This window comes from Paenibacillus sp. BIC5C1 (assembly GCF_032399705.1).
In the GTDB taxonomy this organism is placed as follows: Bacteria; Bacillota; Bacilli; order Paenibacillales; family Paenibacillaceae; genus Paenibacillus; species Paenibacillus taichungensis_A.
In genome coordinates, this window is record NZ_CP135922.1 from 3,505,238 (window position 1) to 3,523,559 (window position 18,322).

Consider the following 18,322-nt stretch of genomic DNA (forward strand, 5'->3'; position numbering starts at 1 on the left):
TCCCTTGTGTTTGCGATGTCGCAGATGCAGGGGACGCATTGATAAGGAGCCTGATATGAGCACTTACATTGTGAAACGGATGACATACATGGTTCTTATTTTGCTGGCCGCTTCCGTTCTGATATTCAGCCTGTATGCACTTACCCCTGGCGACTACATCTCCAGCAACATTAAGCTGAGTCCAGAGCGCAAGGCCGAGCTGCGAGAATTGTATGGACTGGACAAGCCTGTTATCGAACGGTATCTCATCTGGATGAAAAATGCTGTACACGGGGACTTCGGATATTCATTGGCACAACAAAAGCCTGTGCTCGCGCTGTTCAACGAATATATCTGGAATTCATTCCTGTTAGCTGCGGTGTCCACGTTCCTGACCTGGTTCATCGCGGTTATTATCGGTGTGATTGCTGCTTATAAGCAGTATTCGTGGTTCGATACTTTCGTGATGATAGGCATATTTGCAGCCATGTCCGTGCCATCTTTCTTTATCGGATTGTTTTTGATCAAACTGCTGGCGGTTGACCTAAAATGGTTGCCTCCAGGCGGCATGATGACTACAGGAAGTAATGCTACCGGTCTGGCCTATGTCAAAGAGGTGATTCAACATATGACCTTGCCTGTAATTGTGATGACTCTGCTTGGGGTAGGCTCACTTACCCGTTACTTTCGCAGCAACATGATTGATGTGATCAAGCAGGATTATATTCGGACAGCACGAGCCAAAGGTTTAAAAGAAAGCAAAGTGTTATACACCCATGCCTTGCGCAATGCTCTGCTGCCTGCGATAACACTGATTGGATTCGAGCTGCCGTCCTTATTCGGTGGTTCACTGATTATTGAGAAAATATTCAGTTGGCCCGGTATCGGTCAGTTATATATGCAGTCCTTCTCACTGCGGGATTATCCACTGCTGATGGGCTTTACGATGTTTATCGCCATCCTGACCGTCATTGGAACGCTGCTGTCCGATGTGCTCTATCACATCGCAGATCCGCGTGTCCGTTTGCAATAAGGGGGCTATAAACATGACAATCTCTTCATCGTCTGTAACGAGAAATGCCACAGAAGCTGCATTACCTTTAAAGGTTCCGGCCAAGTCTTCTTTATGGAAATTGTCGATCCGAAGACTGCTCAAGAACAGACTTGCTGTTGGCGGATTCATCGTGGTTTTGTTGATGTTTGTAGCTTGTTTCATTGGACCGCTGTTCTCACCATATACCGATAACAAGATCAATATGACAGCAATGAAACAAGGTCCTGGCATTCATCACTGGCTTGGTACGGATGCGCTCGGCAGGGATGTGCTTACCCGTGTGCTGATGGCAGGTCGTATCTCGCTCACTGTTGGTTTGGCTTCCATGGTTCTATCCGTATTTATCGGCTCCTTGCTTGGAGCCATCGCCGGATATTATCGCGGCATTGTTGATCAGGTCATTATGCGGATTGCCGATTTGCTGCTTACGATCCCGGGACTGCCGCTGCTGTTCATTTTCGGCGCGTTGTTATCGGATTGGAAAGTTCCGCCGGATTCCAGAATGTATATCGTCATGCTGATGCTCAGCTTTGTCAACTGGCCTGGTATGGCCCGAATGGTGCGAGGACAGATGTTGAGCTTGCGGGAGCGGGAATTCATGCAGGCTGCAGTTGTTCTTGGCCTGCGTGACCGTCGCAAACTGTTTCATCATCTTTTGCCCAATATCGTTCCACTTCTCATCGTCATGGCGACTCTGAATATCGGAGGGTCCATTCTCAGCGAATCGGTACTCAGCTTTTTTGGACTAGGTGTCATGCCGCCAACGCCTACATGGGGCAATATGATCGATGCGGCCAACAACATGATTGATTTTCAGCAGCACCCGTGGTTATGGATTCCGCCAGGGCTGTCCATTTTCGTGACCGTTATTGCCATTAACATATTTGGTGATGGACTTCGAGACGTATTAGATCCCAAACAGAAGAGAAGGTGAGCACGCCTCATGCAAAATATGATTGAAATTGAACAATTGGAGACTCATTTTTACTCGGAAGAAGGCCATGTCAAAGCCGTGGACGGCGTAAGCCTGAATGTACGAGAAGGGGAGACGGTGTGTATCGTTGGTGAATCGGGCTGCGGCAAAAGTGTAACCGCCATGTCGATTATGGGTTTGATCGAGGAACCGGCAGGCAAGGTGGTAGGCGGTGCAATCCGTTTTGGTGGACGGGATCTGCTCCGTGAAAGTAAATCCTCATTACGTGCCATCCGGGGCAACGATATATCCATGATCTTTCAGGAGCCGATGTCCTCGTTGAATCCCGTGCTTAAGATCGGTGAGCAATTGATGGAGCCGCTGATTGTACACTTGAAAATGAGTAAAAAGCAGGCTCGCGCACGAGCGGTTGAACTTATCTCCGAAGTTGGTATTTCACGTCCGGAACAGATTGCAAACAGCTATCCACACGAGCTGAGTGGAGGCATGCTGCAGCGCATTATGATTGCCATTGCCATCTCATGTAACCCGAAACTGTTAATCGCAGATGAACCAACCACCGCACTGGATGTGACCATTCAAGCGCAGATACTGGATATGCTACAACACATTAAGTCCCAGTCAGGAACTTCCATTCTGATGATTACGCATGACCTTGGCGTTGTAGCCGAAATGGCGGATTATGTCGTTGTGATGTATGCAGGTAAAGTAGTGGAAGAGGGGGAAGTTGTGCAATTATTTGAATCTCCCAAACATCCATATACCCAAGGATTACTACGCTCCAAGCCAATTATCAATCAACGGCAGGATGAATTGTATTCAATACCCGGACATGTACCTGATCCACTGTCCTTAAAAGATTCTTGTCATTTTGCTGACCGTTGTGAGCACTGTATGTCGATATGCACCACGCAAATGCCTACGCTGAAGCAGCTTGGGCCCGGACAGAAGGCTGCGTTCTGGCTGTATGAGGAGGCGTTGAGTCATGTCTGAACCTCTATTGGAAATCGAACATCTCAAAACCTATTTTCCTGTGCGCAAAGGCTTATTGAATCGTACAGTAGCCCATGTGAAAGCAGTCGATGATATCAGCATCACAATCCATGAAGGCGAGACGTTTGGATTAGTGGGTGAATCCGGAAGTGGCAAGAGCACCGTTGGCAGAACGATCGTACGCTTAACGGAGAAAACGGAGGGACAGATTCGTTTTCAAGGTGTAGACTTGCATCATTTGTCTATGCAGGAAGTACGGAAGATCCGTCCACAGCTTCAACTTATTTTCCAGGACCCCTACAGTTCACTGAATCCGCGCATACGCATTGGTGATGCGATCGGGGAGGCTGTATTGGATCACGGGTTGGCGACCGCAAGCGAGGTGCGTGATCTCGTCAAGGAGGTACTCGGAGCCTGTGGATTATCAGCTTATCATATTGATCGTTTTCCCCATGAATTCTCTGGTGGACAGCGACAGCGGATTGGGATTGCACGAGCTTTGATCTTGAATCCAAAACTGATTATTGCAGATGAACCGGTATCTGCACTGGACGTGTCCATTCAGGCTCAGATTATCAACCTGTTCAGACGGCTTCAGCAAGAGCGAGGTCTTGCTTACTTGTTTATTTCGCATGATCTGAGTGTGGTGGAACATCTGTGTGACCGTATTGGCGTAATGTATCTGGGCTCCATGGTCGAGACGGCTTCCAGAGATGACTTATTCGGCAATCCATTACATCCGTATACGAAAGCCTTGCTATCAGCTGTACCTGTGCCGATTCCCAAATTGAAACGGGAACGCATTGTTCTTAAAGGGGATATCCCCAGTCCGGTGAATCCGCCAACAGGCTGCAAGTTCCATACACGTTGTCCATGGGCAGAAGATATCTGCAAGCAGCAAATTCCAGCGTATCGGAACGTTGGATCGGATCATTTTGTAGCCTGTCATTTGGTCTGAAGCATGTGAGAGTAATTTCATATCAACGGTATCTTATGGATACGTAATGGAATTATTTAGGTTTCATCCATTCTGTATGTGTTCATTCGAAGAAGTATCAAAGTACCAAAAGACGCTGCCGACATGTAAGTCGGAGCGTCTTTTATTTTTTTGAAACCTTCTAACCACTACATCCGTTTAATATTTACACAAAATCAAATTTGGAAAATGAAGGGTGGATACACATGCGAAAAATAAGAATAACGTCCATGCTGAAAGTCATGATTGTTGCAGCACTATCGGCTCCCATAATTCTTTCCATACCAACCGCCGGGGTAGCTGTCGCCAGTCCAAGCATCAAGCCTCACGCGCTTACTCCACCACCACCGCCTTTGGAACCAAGTATTCATGCACTGACTTCCCCGAAATATATTTATCAGGCAGTGGGGACGGTTACACCTGGAGGTGGACTGACTGCGATTGTAAATACAACGACAACGACCTTCTCGGAAATGAAATCATTGCAAGTCGATTATCGACTTGAGCGCTGGACGGGATCAGCCTGGATACTCTATCAATCCGGTTCCAAGAAGAAAACGCAAACGCAGACCCTTAATGCCCAATCGAGCTGGACCGTTATAACCGGATATTACTATCGAGTAGTAAGTCTTCACACGGCGGACGATGGGGTCAAGCCTGAGTCGTCAACACATATTTCAAGCAACGTATTGTTTTAATTTACTTGCGAGTACTACCTGGAAATTTTTGTTCCTGCAGGTCATTGGCAATGGCAGTCATCTCTTCTTCCGAGATGGTTCCGAATAAGCTCATGTTGACAGAACCCATCATCCATTGAAAGGTATTATAGGGGGGGCCGAGGTACATAAATGCATCGCTGCCATCAGCCAATTTGACGATACTTGTTTCGCGAAGCATGGGCCCCTCTATGACCTGACCAGGCGAAACATATGCATAATCAAACTGAATGACTTCTTCTTCACCATTTTTGCCTTCGCCGCTATAACGAACCCTCATTCGTTGAGATTCATAATAATCTTCCGGATTGACGGGATAGAGGGTGTCCAGCATAAGTTCATATTTAATCTTTGTAAACCGCTTCGGTATGGCTTTTGACAGCAGAAAGTCGCCCTTAAATCCCGATCGTGCGATATCCTTTGTTACTATAATTGGTTCAAGCATGTGTGACTCCTCATAGAAGGGGAGTTTAATCTCTTCATCTTCTTCTTCAGGTGTTTCATCCCTACTGGAAAAAGTGGGAGCCTCATTGATACCTCGCTCAGGAGGTGGAGGCGTCTTGGCAGTCGACGGATCGGCGCCTAGTTGGGTGGTACGATCCTCAATAACAATGGATTTCATCCCATTGCCCCATTCCTTGATCGATTGTACAAAAGGGGAGACGGCTTGTGTCCCAGTGGGCATACTGAAGATGACGGCGCCGATGGTCACGGACGCAGCAACAATAACAGATAAACGTATGGTGCGCATTCTTTTCTTGCGTGCGCCAACCCGGGCAATTTCCTTTTGAACTCGGAGCCAGGATTGACGCATAGGTTCGGTGTTGGAAGCAGGGGTGGCAGATGCAGCCTGATGGAAGGCTTCGTCAAAAGCCATATCAAACGCGGCATCGAAAAAATCGTCTTTCAGCTCTGAATCGAATGAATCAATATGCTTATCGGACTTGCCTTTGCTCAATACTTCCACCCCATTCCTTATGTAATTTCTTTTTGATACTTCCGCGGGCTCTGAACAAACGTTGCTTCACAATTTCTTCGGATGTATCAAGCAGATCGGCCATTTCCCGATAGGAAAGACCCTCTTTCCAGCGTAGCTCCACAAGTACACGGTATTCCGGCTTAAGCTGTTCCAGATAGAATTCGATGGATTCCTGCATCATTTGAGTCTCCACCGTGCTCTCCACGGAAGCGGCCGTTTGATTAATTGTCTCCATATCTATAAAAACACTATCCGTATCCAGTTGGTTACGGTTATTTTTATTTTTTCTTAGATAATTAATGGCGGTATTCCGTGTGACAACCTTCAGCCATGCTTTCAGTTTGACTTCGTTGTCGAAGAGAGGTTTGTTTTTAATAATTTTAATAAAAGCTTCCTGAATGATATCTTCTGCAGCTGCACGTTCTTTGATGATGTAAACGATGAGACCATGTACCATATTATAGTATTCGTAGTACACTTCTTCTTGAAGCTGTGGGCCCAAATTATGGAAATCTGAGGCTAAGAGTAATTGGAGCCGATTGGCCATGATGTTCTCCTTTCTGGTGAACAATCCACAAACATTGGTATCATTTCATTTTACAACATTATATGGAAGCGATACAATGGGAGGTTAGTCCGACAGAAGTAGAAAAAGTATAGCGAAAATAGTTAGAGGCTGCCCTATTAACCAGTAAATCATGGTTAGTAGGGCAGCCTCTATGAGTTATTTAATAATCGTAGAATAACTGATACAAATGGCTTAGAAAGCCCAGTCACCGTTAAGGAAGATGGCTTCACGCTCACCATTCGCTGTCACGCCATAAATATTCGTTTCGGGTGATCCCATCATGAAGTCCACGTGAGTAATGCTGGAGTTCATGCCGCGAGCTGCAAGCTCTTCGGTTGACATGGTTTTGCCACCATCGATATTGAAGGCATAGGAACTGCCGATTGCGAGGTGACATGAAGCATTCTCATCATATAACGTTGTGTAATAGAGAATACCACTTTCCGAGATTGGAGAGTGGAAGGGCACCAGAGCGACTTCGCCGAGATAATGGGAACCTTCATCCATATTGATGAGTCTTTCTAGTGTATCCTGACCTTCTTCAGCATGGAAATCAATGATGCGTCCTTTTTCAAACGTAAGAGAGAAGCGATCAATGATACTTCCGCCATAACTGAGTGGTTTGGTGCTAGACACTTTACCGTTCACCCCAAATTTGGCTGGTGCTGTGAACACTTCCTCTGTCGGGATATTGGCCACAAAACGGGTGCCTTGTTCGTTAATGCTGCCTGCTTGCGCCCAAATGTGCCCTTCAGGAAGATCAACGGTAAGGTCAGTTCCCGGAGAAACAAAATGTAGAGATTTATATTTTTTGCTGTTCAGGGCAACTGCTTTGTGCTCCAAACGCTCAATATGTTGCTCCCAAGCCGCTACAGGATCTTCCAGATCAGCTCTTACAGCAGCAAAAATGGCATCCCAGAGCTGTTTCATCTGCTCAGCAGGGGGAAGGTCAGGGAATACTTTGGCGGCCCAATCCGGCGAAGGACAAGCTACTCCTGTCCAGCTCATTTTGTCGGCCTGCTGGTACTGACGATATTTGGACATCGCCTGACCATATGTACGCTGATGGGTGGAAATGCGTTCTGGATCGATGCCTTTCAACAGGTCCGGGCTGGATGACAATACGGTCAAGAACGAAGCATTGTTCGCTGCCAGCTCCTCAAGCTCAGCAGCATGCCATTTCGGCGGATCTTGGAAGGAATCCTCAGGCGCCATTTCAAAGCGCAGCCGATTGACAGTTTCGTCTCCATATTTGACGATAACTTTCTTTGCTCCGGCCTCGTAGCCTTTGCGCACCAACAAACGCACAAATTCAGCTGTATCAATCATCGCGCTAATAACGAAGATTTGCCCGGGCTGAACGTTGGCTCCGACTTTTACGGCCAGTTCAGCATAACGATCCAGTTTTTGTTCAAAACTCAACATATCAAGTTCCTCCATATCATGAATGCCCCGCATACGCAGGAAAAGAGAGGAGTGACCCTCTCTCTCATTTACACTATTTTAAATTAGAAAGCCCAGTTGCCTTGCAAGAAGATTGGCTCTTCGCTACCTTCGGAAGTGACACCGTGAATGTTCATTTCTCCTGATCCAATCATGAAATCCACATGAGTTAGACTGGAGTTCATGCCATGGCTGATCAATTCCTCTTTGGACATCGTTTTGCCGCCTTCCAGGCAGAAGGCATAGGCGTTACCGATAGCCAAATGGTTAGATGCATTTTCATCAAAGAGGGTGTTGTAGAACAAAATATTCGTATCTGAAATCGGCGATTGATGTGGAACGAGAGCTACTTCACCCAAATAATGTGCGCCTTCATCCATTTCGATCAAACTTTTCAATGAATCAAGTCCTTGTTCAGCAGTATAATCGACAATTCGACCATTTTCGAAAGTGAGGGAGAAGCCGTCGATCAGGTTGCCGCCATAACTCAGTGGCTTGGTGCTGCGAACTGTACCGTTAACTCCAGTTTTCAGTGGAGCAGTGAAAACTTCCTCTGTAGGCATATTGGCAACGAAGACATGTCCCTGCTCATTAATACTGCCACCGGAAACCCACAGATGACCTTCAGGAAGCTCGATAGTCAAGTCTGTACCTGGGGCAGTATAGTGAAGCTTTTTGTATTTCTTCTCGTTAAGCAGATCAGCACGGGAGTCGAGATTCAGCAAATGCGTTTTCCATTCAGCGACAGCATCCTGCTCACCAATGCGAACGGTTTTGAAGATGACATCCCACAATTTATCAATTTGTTGCTCGGCTGGAAGATCAGGGAATACTTTGGCTGCCCATTCAGGGGAAGGAACTGCCACAATGGACCAGCTGAATTTGTCTGCCATCTGATAGGAACGATATTTCTCCATCGCTTTACCACGAACCTTCTGACTAGTCACGATCCGTTCCTGAGGAACACCTGCAAGCAGGTCCGGATTTTCTGCGATCACATGCAGAATGGCGGCACCTTCTTCTACGAGTTCGGTCATTTCTCCTGCAAACCATTTTGGTTCAATGGAGAAGGATTCCTCTGGTGCGAGATCATAATGGAGACGTGTAATCACCTCATCGCTCCAGTTTACTTTGACCAGCTTGGCACCTGTGCCATAAGCCGCTTTGACGATCAGGCGTACAAAATGTGCTGCCGAGATTGGTGCATTCACGACGAGAGTCTGCCCAGGATGGACATTGACACCGACTTTGACAGCCAGTTCGGCATATTGTTGTAGATTCGTTTCAAAATTGTTCATGCTATTTTTTCCTCCAATTTGGTATAATGTCGTAGCTGTTTGTTATTATAGTCCTCATTACAGGTATGTAAGGAGTCAGTTAGGTTCCCTCATGGAATAAGGTATACGTTGCTACGATATATATTGTACAATTAACCAATAATAATTACCAAACTAGGTTTACCATAAATTGTGGAGACCTGCAACTGATGAGAGTTTAAAGGAGAGAACGATTGTGAATATTGAGATTATTCGTGCAGAGATGCGTCGTGAAGATGAAAAGAATTTTGTGGGAAATACCGTTTTTCGTGCAGAAGGCGAAAAGTCCGTTTATGAGATTACGTTTATGAGCAAGAACGGCAAGGATTGGGATTATAGTCTGCATTTCACTGAACAATCCGGTGATGAAGATGAATTGCTGCGTATGGACGAGCTGCTGGAAAACGATGACGATATGTACAATCAGCTGCTTGATGCGGCACTGGACGCTTACCCTGCATAATCGGACCGAGAGGTTCTTGTTCTAATATGGAATGAAGCTGATTATACTAGACGGTGTATGCCTGAAACAGGGCGTCCATCGTCTATTTTATTTGGAAATAAAGAATAGTTAATCCAGAAAAGGGAAGTCTATGACAGATGAATGGAACCAGAGAGACAATCCGCCTGAATGGGAGGTAACCGTGAATGGCATCTGACAATCTGATTACAGCAGGAATGACGGGACTTGAAGAAGTCGCACACGATATCCTCAGTCTGCGTACACTGTTCGTTAATGTTGTGTTCATCGGGGAGCCTGGAAGCAGGAACTGGGTACTCGTGGACACTGGAATGGCAAGTTTCACTGATCAGATTCTTCATGTTGCAACTGAACGCTTTCCTGGTCCACCGTCTGCGATTATTTTGACACATGGTCATTTTGATCACGTCGGGACCGTCATCGAACTGGAACAATTCTGGGGCGTCCCGGTGTACGCACACCCGCTGGAACTGCCTTATTTGACAGGTGTGAAGGATTATCCTCCGGCCGACCCAACTGTTGGTGGCGGTTTGATGGCACGGCTGTCATTTGCTTACCCTAATGAAGCTATTAATCTGGATGATCGGATATTCAGTCTGCCGGATAATCATTCCATCCCAGGTGTTTCTGGCTGGGAATGGCTGCATACACCAGGTCATACACCGGGCCATGTGTCGCTATTTCGAAAAGAAGACCGTACACTGATTGCGGGAGACGCGATCGTCACTGTGAAACAGGAATCGCTCTGGAGTGTGCTGCTTCAGGACAAACAGTTGCACGGTCCACCCGCGTATTTCACGACGGATTGGGAAGCGGCTCATCGCTCAGTTCAGCATATTCGTCGACTGCAGCCCATAGTTGCTATTACCGGGCACGGACATTCCTTAACCGGAGAAATGCTGAGAGATTCGCTGGAGCGACTCGATCTTGATTTTGAACAGACCGCCGTTCCGGATCACGGCAAGTATGTGGATTAATATAGCAGATGCCATACATGGGTATTCCATTGAAATCTGGAATGATTCCATTACGGCAGCATAAGGGGATGGAGACAGCCACGGAGCATCGTAGCTGTCTTTTTTGTTGTTCCATCATGAATTTGTTCTCTATCATAGATTGGTATTTTGTGCCCGGTCATGATATAGTCGAGCCGTATAATATAACCTTAGTATGCAGGAGGTACATATAACGATGACACAGCAAAATGCAGCTTTCGAAGAACAATTTGGTGGTATACCAGCCGTCTGGCTTCGTTTTAATCAATTCGAAGCGGCAGTTATTCCGAGCGTGGGTGCCAACCTTGTCGCTTTCCGTGATACAGAGCAGGGATTCCGTTATTTGCGTGAGCCGGACCAGGAACATATGGACGAATTTATGGCAGCACCTGCCGTATACGGTATTCCGATTCTTTCCCCACCAAATCGTTATGAGGATGGTCGGTTCCCATGGAGTGGTGAAATCTATCAATTACCTGTGAACGAACCGGCTACAGGTAACCATCTGCACGGATTTCTGCATGATGCCGAATGGAAGGTTGAAGGCTACGGATCTAACGAGCTAGAAAGTTATGTTGTGCTTAGTCAGGAAGTGAAGGAAGGACATGAGTTCTACAAATACCTGCCATTCACTTTCACAGTGACACTCCGTTACTCGCTAAGTAGTCTGGGACTTCAGCAACAATTGAATGTCAGCAATAACGGGAAGGAACGTATGCCGAACCTGTTCGCATTCCATACAGCCATTAGCGTACCTTTTGCACCGGAAAGCCAGGCATCCGATTACACGGCCAAAATAACGATTGGTCAGCGTCGTGAATTAAATGAACGTTCTTTGCCTACGGGACAATTTCAACCGCTTACACCAGAGGAAGAGCAATTAAAGGGTGAAGGTGTTAGTCCGTTTTTTGCAGCCATGGACAACCATTACACGGCAGAACCGCAGAATGGGCGTAACTATATGGAACTTACTGATCATCGTACTGGAGACAAGCTGGTATATGATGTCGGCACGTCCTACAAGCACTGGATGATCTGGAATAACAACATGTCGGGTGGCTTCTTCTGTCCTGAACCACAGATGAACCTTGTTAACGCCCCGAATGTACAAGGTATTCCTGCTGAAGAGATCGGTCTGATCGGTCTTGAGCCAGGGGAATTATTTGAGCAAACCAGCCGTCTTTATCCGATCAAAGCGCAAAAATAAATACTCAAACACTTTGCGTCACGCTTACATTTTTGTCGAAAAGGTGAAAATCGGACAGGCAATCATGTATAATATGACAAGATACACAAGCTTTGCTCATAAGAGCATTTTGCATAAATGCCAAAGTTCACTTTGGAATCACTCAATGCAAGATGCTGTGAAGAAAAGAATGTATACGTATTTTTGTAGAGCCCAAACCATCTTTTTGGAGGAGGAAAAGCAAGTGGAATACCGCATTGAGAGAGATACGTTAGGTGAAATGAAAGTACCAGCCGACAGGCTGTGGGGAGCTCAAACGCAGCGCAGCAAGGAGAATTTTCCGATTGGTCGCGAGCATATGCCGATGGAAGTTGTACGTGCTCTTGCCATTTTGAAAAAAAGCGCTGCTGCCAGTAACCATAAATTAGGTAAATTGTCCGCTGCCAAAGCCGATGCAATTGCTTATGCCGCAGATGAAATTATTGCAGGTCGCATTGATGATCATTTCCCGCTCGTGGTATGGCAGACGGGTAGCGGAACACAGTCCAACATGAATGTAAACGAGGTCATTGCCAATCTGGGTAACCAGCTGCTGGAACAAAAGGGCAAGGAAGAACGTCTGCATCCGAATGATGATGTAAACATGTCCCAAAGCTCCAATGATACATTCCCAACGGCTCTGCATGTTGCAGGAGTACTTGCTGTTGAAGATCAACTCTTGCCGGCAATCGCGGTGCTGAAATCCACTTTTGCAGACAAATCGGAAAAATTCAAAGATATTATCAAAATTGGACGTACTCATCTTCAGGATGCAACGCCAATTACACTCGGTCAGGAAATCAGCGGCTGGGAAGCGATGCTCGATAAGAGTGAACGTATGATCCGCGATAGTGTGAATTATATGAAAGAACTCGCAATTGGTGGTACAGCTGTGGGAACCGGAATTAATGCACATCCTGACTTTGGTGATTATACTGCCAAGGAAATTGGCAAGCATACAGGCAAGGATTTCGTATCTGCACCTAACAAATTCCACGCACTTACAAGTCATGATGAAGTGGTCTATGCTCACGGTGCAGTTAAAGCGCTTGCAGCTGACTTGATGAAAATTGCCAATGATGTTCGCTGGCTGGCTAGTGGCCCACGCAGTGGTCTGGGAGAGATTCGTATTCCGGAGAACGAACCGGGCAGTTCCATTATGCCGGGTAAAGTGAATCCAACCCAGAGCGAGGCGATGACCATGGTGGTTACGCAAGTAATGGGGAACGATGCGGCGATTGGCTTCGCGGCAAGTCAGGGTAACTTCGAGTTGAATGTGTTCAAACCGGTTATTATCTACAATTTCCTGCAATCTGTTCAGCTTCTTGCGGACTCCATCGTTGCATTCAATGATAAATGTGCGGTGGGCATTGAGCCGAACCTCGGTCAGATTGAACACAATTTGAATAACTCGCTTATGTTGGTTACCGCCCTTAATCCGCATATCGGTTATGAGAATGCAGCTAAAATTGCCAAGCTCGCGCATAAGGAAGGACTGTCTCTGAAAGAAGCAACATTGCAGACCGGTCTGCTTACGGAAGAGCAATTCGATCAGTATGTTGATCCAGCGAAAATGATTGCACCGAAAGCCTAATCAGTCATTATCATGCGAACTTCATTCCAATAAAAAAGCGACCTGCATACGCAGGTCGCTTTTTAGCTCATGAGGTCTTTGAACTAATGCTTGTCAGTATATACGTATACATATAAACTACATATGCGACTGTTTTTTTTATTGATCGGAATTGTTTATTTCATTGGAGGTTTCTGCGTTGTCGAAAAAGAGAAGATTCACGATACGCTCCAAAATTTTATTGGGCTATCTAATGGTTGTGTTGTTATTTGGTGCCGTTTTGCTGGTGTTATCTGCCCAAATTGATGCATCGCAGAAGGAAATCGATTTTATAAGCCACCACGACCTGGAAGTGCATAACCTGACCAATGCAATTGAGAAAAATGTTCTGAATATGGAAACAGGACAGCGGGGATTCATGATCACCGGGGAAGAAAGTTATTTGGAGCCATACAATCAAGCGCTTACCCAGTGGAACTCCAATTATGCCGAACTGTATGAGCTTGTTAGTGATAACCCATCCCAGCAGATGACTCTGGAAACCATCAAAACTCATATTGTCCGCTGGATTGATGTTGCCGGTTCAGCCTCGGTGGCCCTAAAGAGACAAGGAGATCAGGAGAAAGTCATTGAATTTTTCCATGCCGATCCAGGGAAAAGTGAAATTGATCTGTTAAGATCCGAGTTCGAGAACTTCCGCAATACAGAGTTGCGACTGACGGAAAGCCGGGTGACCGAGCTCGCAGCACGAAGCTCCACATTGCTTACTATTATGTATACCCTTTGGGCTGCCGTTGCCGGACTATCTGTAGCCGCAGCGCTAGTCATTTCGGGCAATATCGTCAAAACTCTTCGTGAAGTCAAACATACCATCAGCGACATATCTCAAGGCGGCAATCTCACACAGCGTATTATTGTCCGTACGCAAGATGAGGTCGGTGATTTAGGTAAAGAGACGAACTTATTGCTGGACACGGTACAGGAACAGAATCGACTTAAGGATCGGGTTGCCAGCATAGCTACACTCCTGCAGAACCCTACAAGTTTGGAGGGGCTGTCACGGTTGTTCCTAAACCAAGTCGCGATCCTGCTGGAAGCCCCTTATGGCGTGTTATATGCAATGAAAGAGAATCGTCTCATTCGTGTAGCTGCGTATGCGGCAGATGGAGAGAAAGAGCGTTCCCTCGGTAAAGTATCCGTTGCACCGGGCGAAGGATTAGTCGGTCAGAGTGCGATTGAGAAGCGAGTTTTGCAGATGAACGACTTGCCTCAAAATTATATTCGCATCTCATCGGGACTTGGTGATGCGTCAGCTGCATCACTCACGGTAGCTCCGGTGGTATTTGAAGGTAAAACAATAGCTGTAATCGAACTGGCTTCCATGAAGCAGATCGAACCAAAGGAAACAAAGCTGTTAACCGAACTCATAGAAATCTTCGGTGTCTCGCTTCATTCCACCGTAACACGCATGGAATTACAGCATTTGTATGATGAATCACAGGTGTTGAATGAAGAATTACAGACACAATCGGAGAAACTGCAGGCACAGACCGAAGAGATGGTGTCCCAGACGGAAGAATTACATATGCAGACAGAGGAACTGCACATGTTGAACGAGCGGCTGGAAATGCAGAAAAATGCGGCTGAGACATCTGCTAGCGAACTTGCAGAAGTAGCCGATCAGTTACGGACAAGCTCTGGTTATAAGTCTGAGTTCCTGGCGAATATGTCGCATGAACTGCGTACCCCGCTGAACAGTATGCTGATTCTGTCCGAGATTTTGGCTGAAAACAAACATCAGCACTTAAATAGTGAGGAACAGAAATATGCTTCGGTGATCCATGCATCAGGTAAGGACCTCTTGAACCTGATTAACGACATTCTCGACCTTTCCAAAGTGGAGGCAGGGGAGATGGAAGTGGATTTGGATGATGTCTATCTTGGAACCCTACCGGAAGCGATGAATCAATATTTCCTGAAAACGGCGGAGCAAAAAGGAATTGATTTCCGGATTCAGCTTCAAAGTCCTCTGCCGGAAACGATTGTTTCCGACGAGATGCGGTTACACCAGATTTTACGGAATTTGCTCTCCAATGCATTTAAGTTTACCAATGAAGGGGAAGTAGCCTTAACCATCTCCAGAGTGAGTCTGTCCAATCCTGAAGCGAACGGAGCAGAGACGGATGTTATAGCCTTCTCGGTTAGTGATACCGGGATTGGCATTGCGGACAACAAACTGCTGCAGATCTTTGATGCTTTCAAACAGGCAGATGGGGCCACAGCTCGAAAATACGGGGGAACCGGACTGGGACTGTCGATCTCTCAATCCCTTGCCAATCTGTTGGGAGGATCAATCTCGGCAACAAGTCGTGAAGGACAAGGAAGTGTCTTTACCCTATTCCTCCCGCTTAGAAGGGAAGAGCCTGAGGTTGTGCAAAACTCCAGATTGTTCTTGAACGAGGTTGCCGTGACTGCTCCTGAAACCAACAAAGCTTCAGGTGAGAATTCAACAAACGTCGAGATGTTTCTGACTCCACTTGAAGAATCATTATTGAATGGCCGCCAGGTTCTTGTTGTCGATGATGATATTCGAAATGTATATGCCTTGGCCAATGCCCTTGAACAGTATGACATGAAGGTGATTACAGCTCAGAATGGCTACGAGTGTCTGGAGATGTTAGAGAGCGGAGAAGCGAATCCGGATATTATCTTGATGGATATCATGATGCCAGAGTTGGATGGGTATGAAACCACTCGCCAAATCCGTGAGAGATTAAATCTCAAGCAGCTCCCTATTATTGCTTTGACTGCCAAAGCCATGAAAGAAGATCGTGATAAATGTATAGCGGCAGGAGCCTCAGATTATATTAGCAAACCGCTCAATATGAAAGAGGTACTGTCCCGGATGAAATTGTGGCTGAGTCACGAAACATTGGGAATCTGATCCTTTCCGTTTGTAATTCAACATGTATCAACTCGAAAAATAAAACCTATGCCAGTTGCGCAACGATTGCTGCAATTGTGTGATGGGTTTTATTTTTTTTCATGTAAGCTATTCAAAAGAAAATGATGTTATAATACTTAACAACATTCAAGATTTATTTCAATAAAATGGTTAAAATCAAGTGTTACACCTTTGCTTAGATCCGGATAAAGGATATAAACTGCTCTACGCGTTATATATATGGGAGGTAATGTCCATGCAGCTTACGGTTAAAGAAGCTTTACAGGTGTACCCGTTGTCTGAGGCCAGACTGGTTGCAGGTGGGGAAGGGACTTCGCGGATGATGAAATCCGTTAACGTCATGGACGCTCCAGATATAGCGGATTGGATCAAATCCGGAGAACTGCTGTTCACAACCGCATTTATTATGAAAGACAACGAGACCGATGCACTTCGTTTGATGCGCCGTCTGAACGAACGTGGTTGTGCCGGATTAGGCATTAAATTGGGCCGCTTCTGGCAGGCCATCCCGCAAGGAATTATCGAAGAAGCAGATCGACTGCGGTTGCCGCTGCTGGAACTGCCGTTCCAGTTTACATTTTCGGATCAAATGAATGCGTTATTCAAGGCTGAACATGAACGCAGCAATCGTTTACTGCACGAGGTGGTTCAAAAACAGAAAAAATTGATGCAGTTTGCATTGCAGCAGCAACAGCATCGGAATGTATTTGCCGAACTTGCTACCGTGTTAAATTATCCACTTGCGGTTATTGGCTCCCGCGGCCATGTGCTGTATGGAAGTGAAGGCATTTCAGGAGATGCAGTAGTACAGGGTTGGCCCTGGAAATCCGTCATGCACCGTGTGAAATGGAATCAGGGAAGTTGCCACCGGGTACCTATCAAGCAGAATGATGAAGAATACGGATTTTTACTCGTCTTTACAGACTCGGCGCTGTCACTTAGAGCTGAAGAAGAATTGTTTCAGCAGGCTGCGGATGTCCTGGCCTTCTATATGGATATGACCTATCGAGAACACATTAACCCCACGGTTCAGGATGAGATGCGCACGCTGTTAACCCAATATCTAGATAACAAAATGACGGTAGATGAACTCACCAAACTTAGCGAGAATAAAGGCGTTCATTTGTTCCAGGGGACTTATCAATGTGTGTTGATCACGCTGGAGCCATCTGTTTTTGCAGAAGGGAAGCTGCTGAAGCAGATCCATCGCGAGTTGCAGTACAATCCACTGATGCAATTCACGGCCTCGCAGCATTTTCAGATCGAAGATGGCATATTATCCATCTATACCTGTCCAACAGGGCGGGATTATGGAGAAGAATTATCAGCATTCCTGCTAAATCGGTTCAGTGATGTTCTTGCAGCACAGGAAGCTAAGCGAGCATCTGCACCACGGTTCTGGATCAGCAAAATGAAGCATGAACCGAAGTCGCTGCGCGAGGCCTATCAGGAATGTCTAGATACGCGTCAACTGGCTCGCCGATTTGGTATGAAGGATCGGGCTCTCCAGTTTGAGATGCTGGAATTCGCCTATGTGTTCCAACATGTTCCGGATAACATCATGGAGAATTACTGCAATAAAGTACTTGAGCCCTTATTGGCTAGGGATGGTGATCCCAATCAGGTGCTGATGAATACATTGGAATCATTTATCGAGAATGATGGACTCATTAACGAAGCTGCCAAGCAGCTGTTTGTGCATCGAAACACTGTTACCTATCGGATGGAGAAGGTCGGAAGTTTGCTGCAAATGGACTTTAAGAAGACGAATGATCTTTTGAAATTAAAGCTGGTGTTCACCTTCCGCAAGTTTGTGCGGGATAAAACCTCGGCAAGACCTCATTCGCAGCATCATTAATCGGTCGACAAACCTTAATACTCATATCCAGTTATGATCATAATCATTATCCCTAACAAGGTTTGTGCAGCATAACAATGAAGCAGGCATGTCAGATAAAACCGTACTTCCCTTGAGAAAGTGCGGTTTTTTTGCGCTTTTCATTACATTTGAACAACCAAATCCCGTGCACTACTAACAAATCACATAACTGATGTTATGTTATATTACAAAATTGCGTAAATATTGTTGTCGCTGTACGAAGAGACAACTAAAATGAAGAACAAT

15 protein-coding genes are annotated in these 18,322 nt (G+C 46.0%); 11 read left to right on the forward strand and 4 right to left on the reverse strand.

Annotation, left to right across the window (positions count from 1 at the left end):
• Positions 1–55: 55 nt before the first annotated feature.
• The 5 genes from RS891_RS15740 (at position 56) to RS891_RS15760 (ending at position 4,634) form a co-directional block, all read left to right on the forward strand.
• Positions 56–1,012: an ABC transporter permease gene (locus RS891_RS15740; protein ID WP_315796071.1), complete on the forward strand. Its 957-nt coding sequence runs from the start codon at positions 56–58 to the stop codon at positions 1,010–1,012.
• A gap of 13 nt (positions 1,013–1,025) precedes the next feature.
• Positions 1,026–1,967 (forward strand): oligopeptide ABC transporter permease, encoded by a 942-nt coding sequence (gene opp4C, locus RS891_RS15745; RefSeq protein WP_315796073.1) that lies wholly within the window; start codon positions 1,026–1,028, stop codon positions 1,965–1,967.
• Between the two features lie 9 nt (positions 1,968–1,976).
• Positions 1,977–2,960 carry an ABC transporter ATP-binding protein gene (locus RS891_RS15750; RefSeq protein WP_315796075.1) on the forward strand — a complete coding sequence of 328 codons (984 nt, stop codon included), beginning with the start codon at positions 1,977–1,979 and terminating at the stop codon, positions 2,958–2,960.
• The gene (locus RS891_RS15755; protein ID WP_315796077.1) at positions 2,953–3,918 is read left to right on the forward strand and encodes an ABC transporter ATP-binding protein; all 966 of its coding nucleotides are present in this window, start codon (positions 2,953–2,955) and stop codon (positions 3,916–3,918) included. The genes RS891_RS15750 and RS891_RS15755 overlap by 8 nt, the downstream gene beginning before the upstream one ends.
• 224 nt (positions 3,919–4,142) lie before the next feature.
• Positions 4,143–4,634 (forward strand): hypothetical protein, encoded by a 492-nt coding sequence (locus tag RS891_RS15760; protein WP_315796079.1) that lies wholly within the window; start codon positions 4,143–4,145, stop codon positions 4,632–4,634.
• 1 nt (position 4,635) lies between these two features.
• On the opposite strand, the gene RS891_RS15765 is transcribed toward RS891_RS15760, so the two are convergent.
• The 4 genes from RS891_RS15765 to RS891_RS15780 form a co-directional block, all read right to left on the reverse strand.
• Entirely contained in the window at positions 4,636–5,610 is a 975-nt protein-coding gene (locus RS891_RS15765) for a hypothetical protein (RefSeq protein ID WP_315796080.1), read from the reverse strand.
• Positions 5,588–6,178, reverse strand: a complete 591-nt coding sequence (locus RS891_RS15770) for an RNA polymerase sigma factor (protein WP_063563940.1) — start codon at positions 6,176–6,178, stop codon at positions 5,588–5,590. The genes RS891_RS15765 and RS891_RS15770 overlap by 23 nt, the downstream gene beginning before the upstream one ends.
• A 213-nt stretch (positions 6,179–6,391) precedes the next feature.
• Positions 6,392–7,624: an aminopeptidase gene (locus RS891_RS15775; RefSeq protein WP_315796081.1), complete on the reverse strand. Its 1,233-nt coding sequence runs from the start codon at positions 7,622–7,624 to the stop codon at positions 6,392–6,394.
• An 83-nt stretch (positions 7,625–7,707) separates the two neighbouring features.
• On the reverse strand, positions 7,708–8,940 hold the full coding sequence (locus tag RS891_RS15780; RefSeq protein ID WP_315796082.1) for an aminopeptidase: 1,233 nt from the start codon (positions 8,938–8,940) through the stop codon (positions 7,708–7,710).
• A gap of 214 nt (positions 8,941–9,154) precedes the next feature.
• Between RS891_RS15780 and RS891_RS15785 the strand changes: the two genes are divergently transcribed.
• From RS891_RS15785 to RS891_RS15810, 6 genes are all read left to right on the forward strand, one after another.
• Entirely contained in the window at positions 9,155–9,421 is a 267-nt protein-coding gene (locus RS891_RS15785; protein WP_181586674.1) for a hypothetical protein, read from the forward strand.
• Positions 9,422–9,606: 185 nt separating this feature from the next.
• A complete protein-coding gene (locus tag RS891_RS15790; RefSeq protein WP_113054687.1) occupies positions 9,607–10,416 on the forward strand; it encodes an MBL fold metallo-hydrolase in 810 nt (269 codons plus the stop codon).
• 214 nt (positions 10,417–10,630) lie between these two features.
• Positions 10,631–11,641: an aldose 1-epimerase gene (locus tag RS891_RS15795; protein WP_315796085.1), complete on the forward strand. Its 1,011-nt coding sequence runs from the start codon at positions 10,631–10,633 to the stop codon at positions 11,639–11,641.
• Between the two features lie 223 nt (positions 11,642–11,864).
• Complete coding sequence (gene fumC / locus RS891_RS15800) at positions 11,865–13,253, forward strand: class II fumarate hydratase (RefSeq protein WP_315796087.1); 1,389 nt, start codon at positions 11,865–11,867, stop codon at positions 13,251–13,253.
• A 178-nt stretch (positions 13,254–13,431) separates the two neighbouring features.
• Positions 13,432–16,176, forward strand: coding sequence for a CHASE3 domain-containing protein (locus RS891_RS15805; protein ID WP_315796088.1), 2,745 nt, complete (start codon positions 13,432–13,434; stop codon positions 16,174–16,176).
• 256 nt (positions 16,177–16,432) lie between these two features.
• Complete coding sequence (locus RS891_RS15810) at positions 16,433–18,055, forward strand: PucR family transcriptional regulator (protein ID WP_315796089.1); 1,623 nt, start codon at positions 16,433–16,435, stop codon at positions 18,053–18,055.
• The last annotated feature ends 267 nt before the right edge of the window (positions 18,056–18,322 follow it).

Coding starts and splice junctions, on each gene's coding strand:
- RS891_RS15740 (WP_315796071.1), top strand. CDS start 56: ATGAGCACTTACATTGTGAAACGGATGACATACATGGTTCTTATTTTG.
- opp4C (WP_315796073.1), top strand. CDS start 1,026: ATGACAATCTCTTCATCGTCTGTAACGAGAAATGCCACAGAAGCTGCA.
- RS891_RS15755 (WP_315796077.1), top strand. CDS start 2,953: ATGTCTGAACCTCTATTGGAAATCGAACATCTCAAAACCTATTTTCCT.
- RS891_RS15770 (WP_063563940.1), bottom strand. CDS start 6,178: ATGGCCAATCGGCTCCAATTACTCTTAGCCTCAGATTTCCATAATTTG.
- RS891_RS15750 (WP_315796075.1), top strand. CDS start 1,977: ATGCAAAATATGATTGAAATTGAACAATTGGAGACTCATTTTTACTCG.
- RS891_RS15780 (WP_315796082.1), bottom strand. CDS start 8,940: ATGAACAATTTTGAAACGAATCTACAACAATATGCCGAACTGGCTGTC.
- RS891_RS15775 (WP_315796081.1), bottom strand. CDS start 7,624: ATGTTGAGTTTTGAACAAAAACTGGATCGTTATGCTGAACTGGCCGTA.
- RS891_RS15790 (WP_113054687.1), top strand. CDS start 9,607: ATGGCATCTGACAATCTGATTACAGCAGGAATGACGGGACTTGAAGAA.
- RS891_RS15810 (WP_315796089.1), top strand. CDS start 16,433: ATGCAGCTTACGGTTAAAGAAGCTTTACAGGTGTACCCGTTGTCTGAG.
- RS891_RS15795 (WP_315796085.1), top strand. CDS start 10,631: ATGACACAGCAAAATGCAGCTTTCGAAGAACAATTTGGTGGTATACCA.
- RS891_RS15760 (WP_315796079.1), top strand. CDS start 4,143: ATGCGAAAAATAAGAATAACGTCCATGCTGAAAGTCATGATTGTTGCA.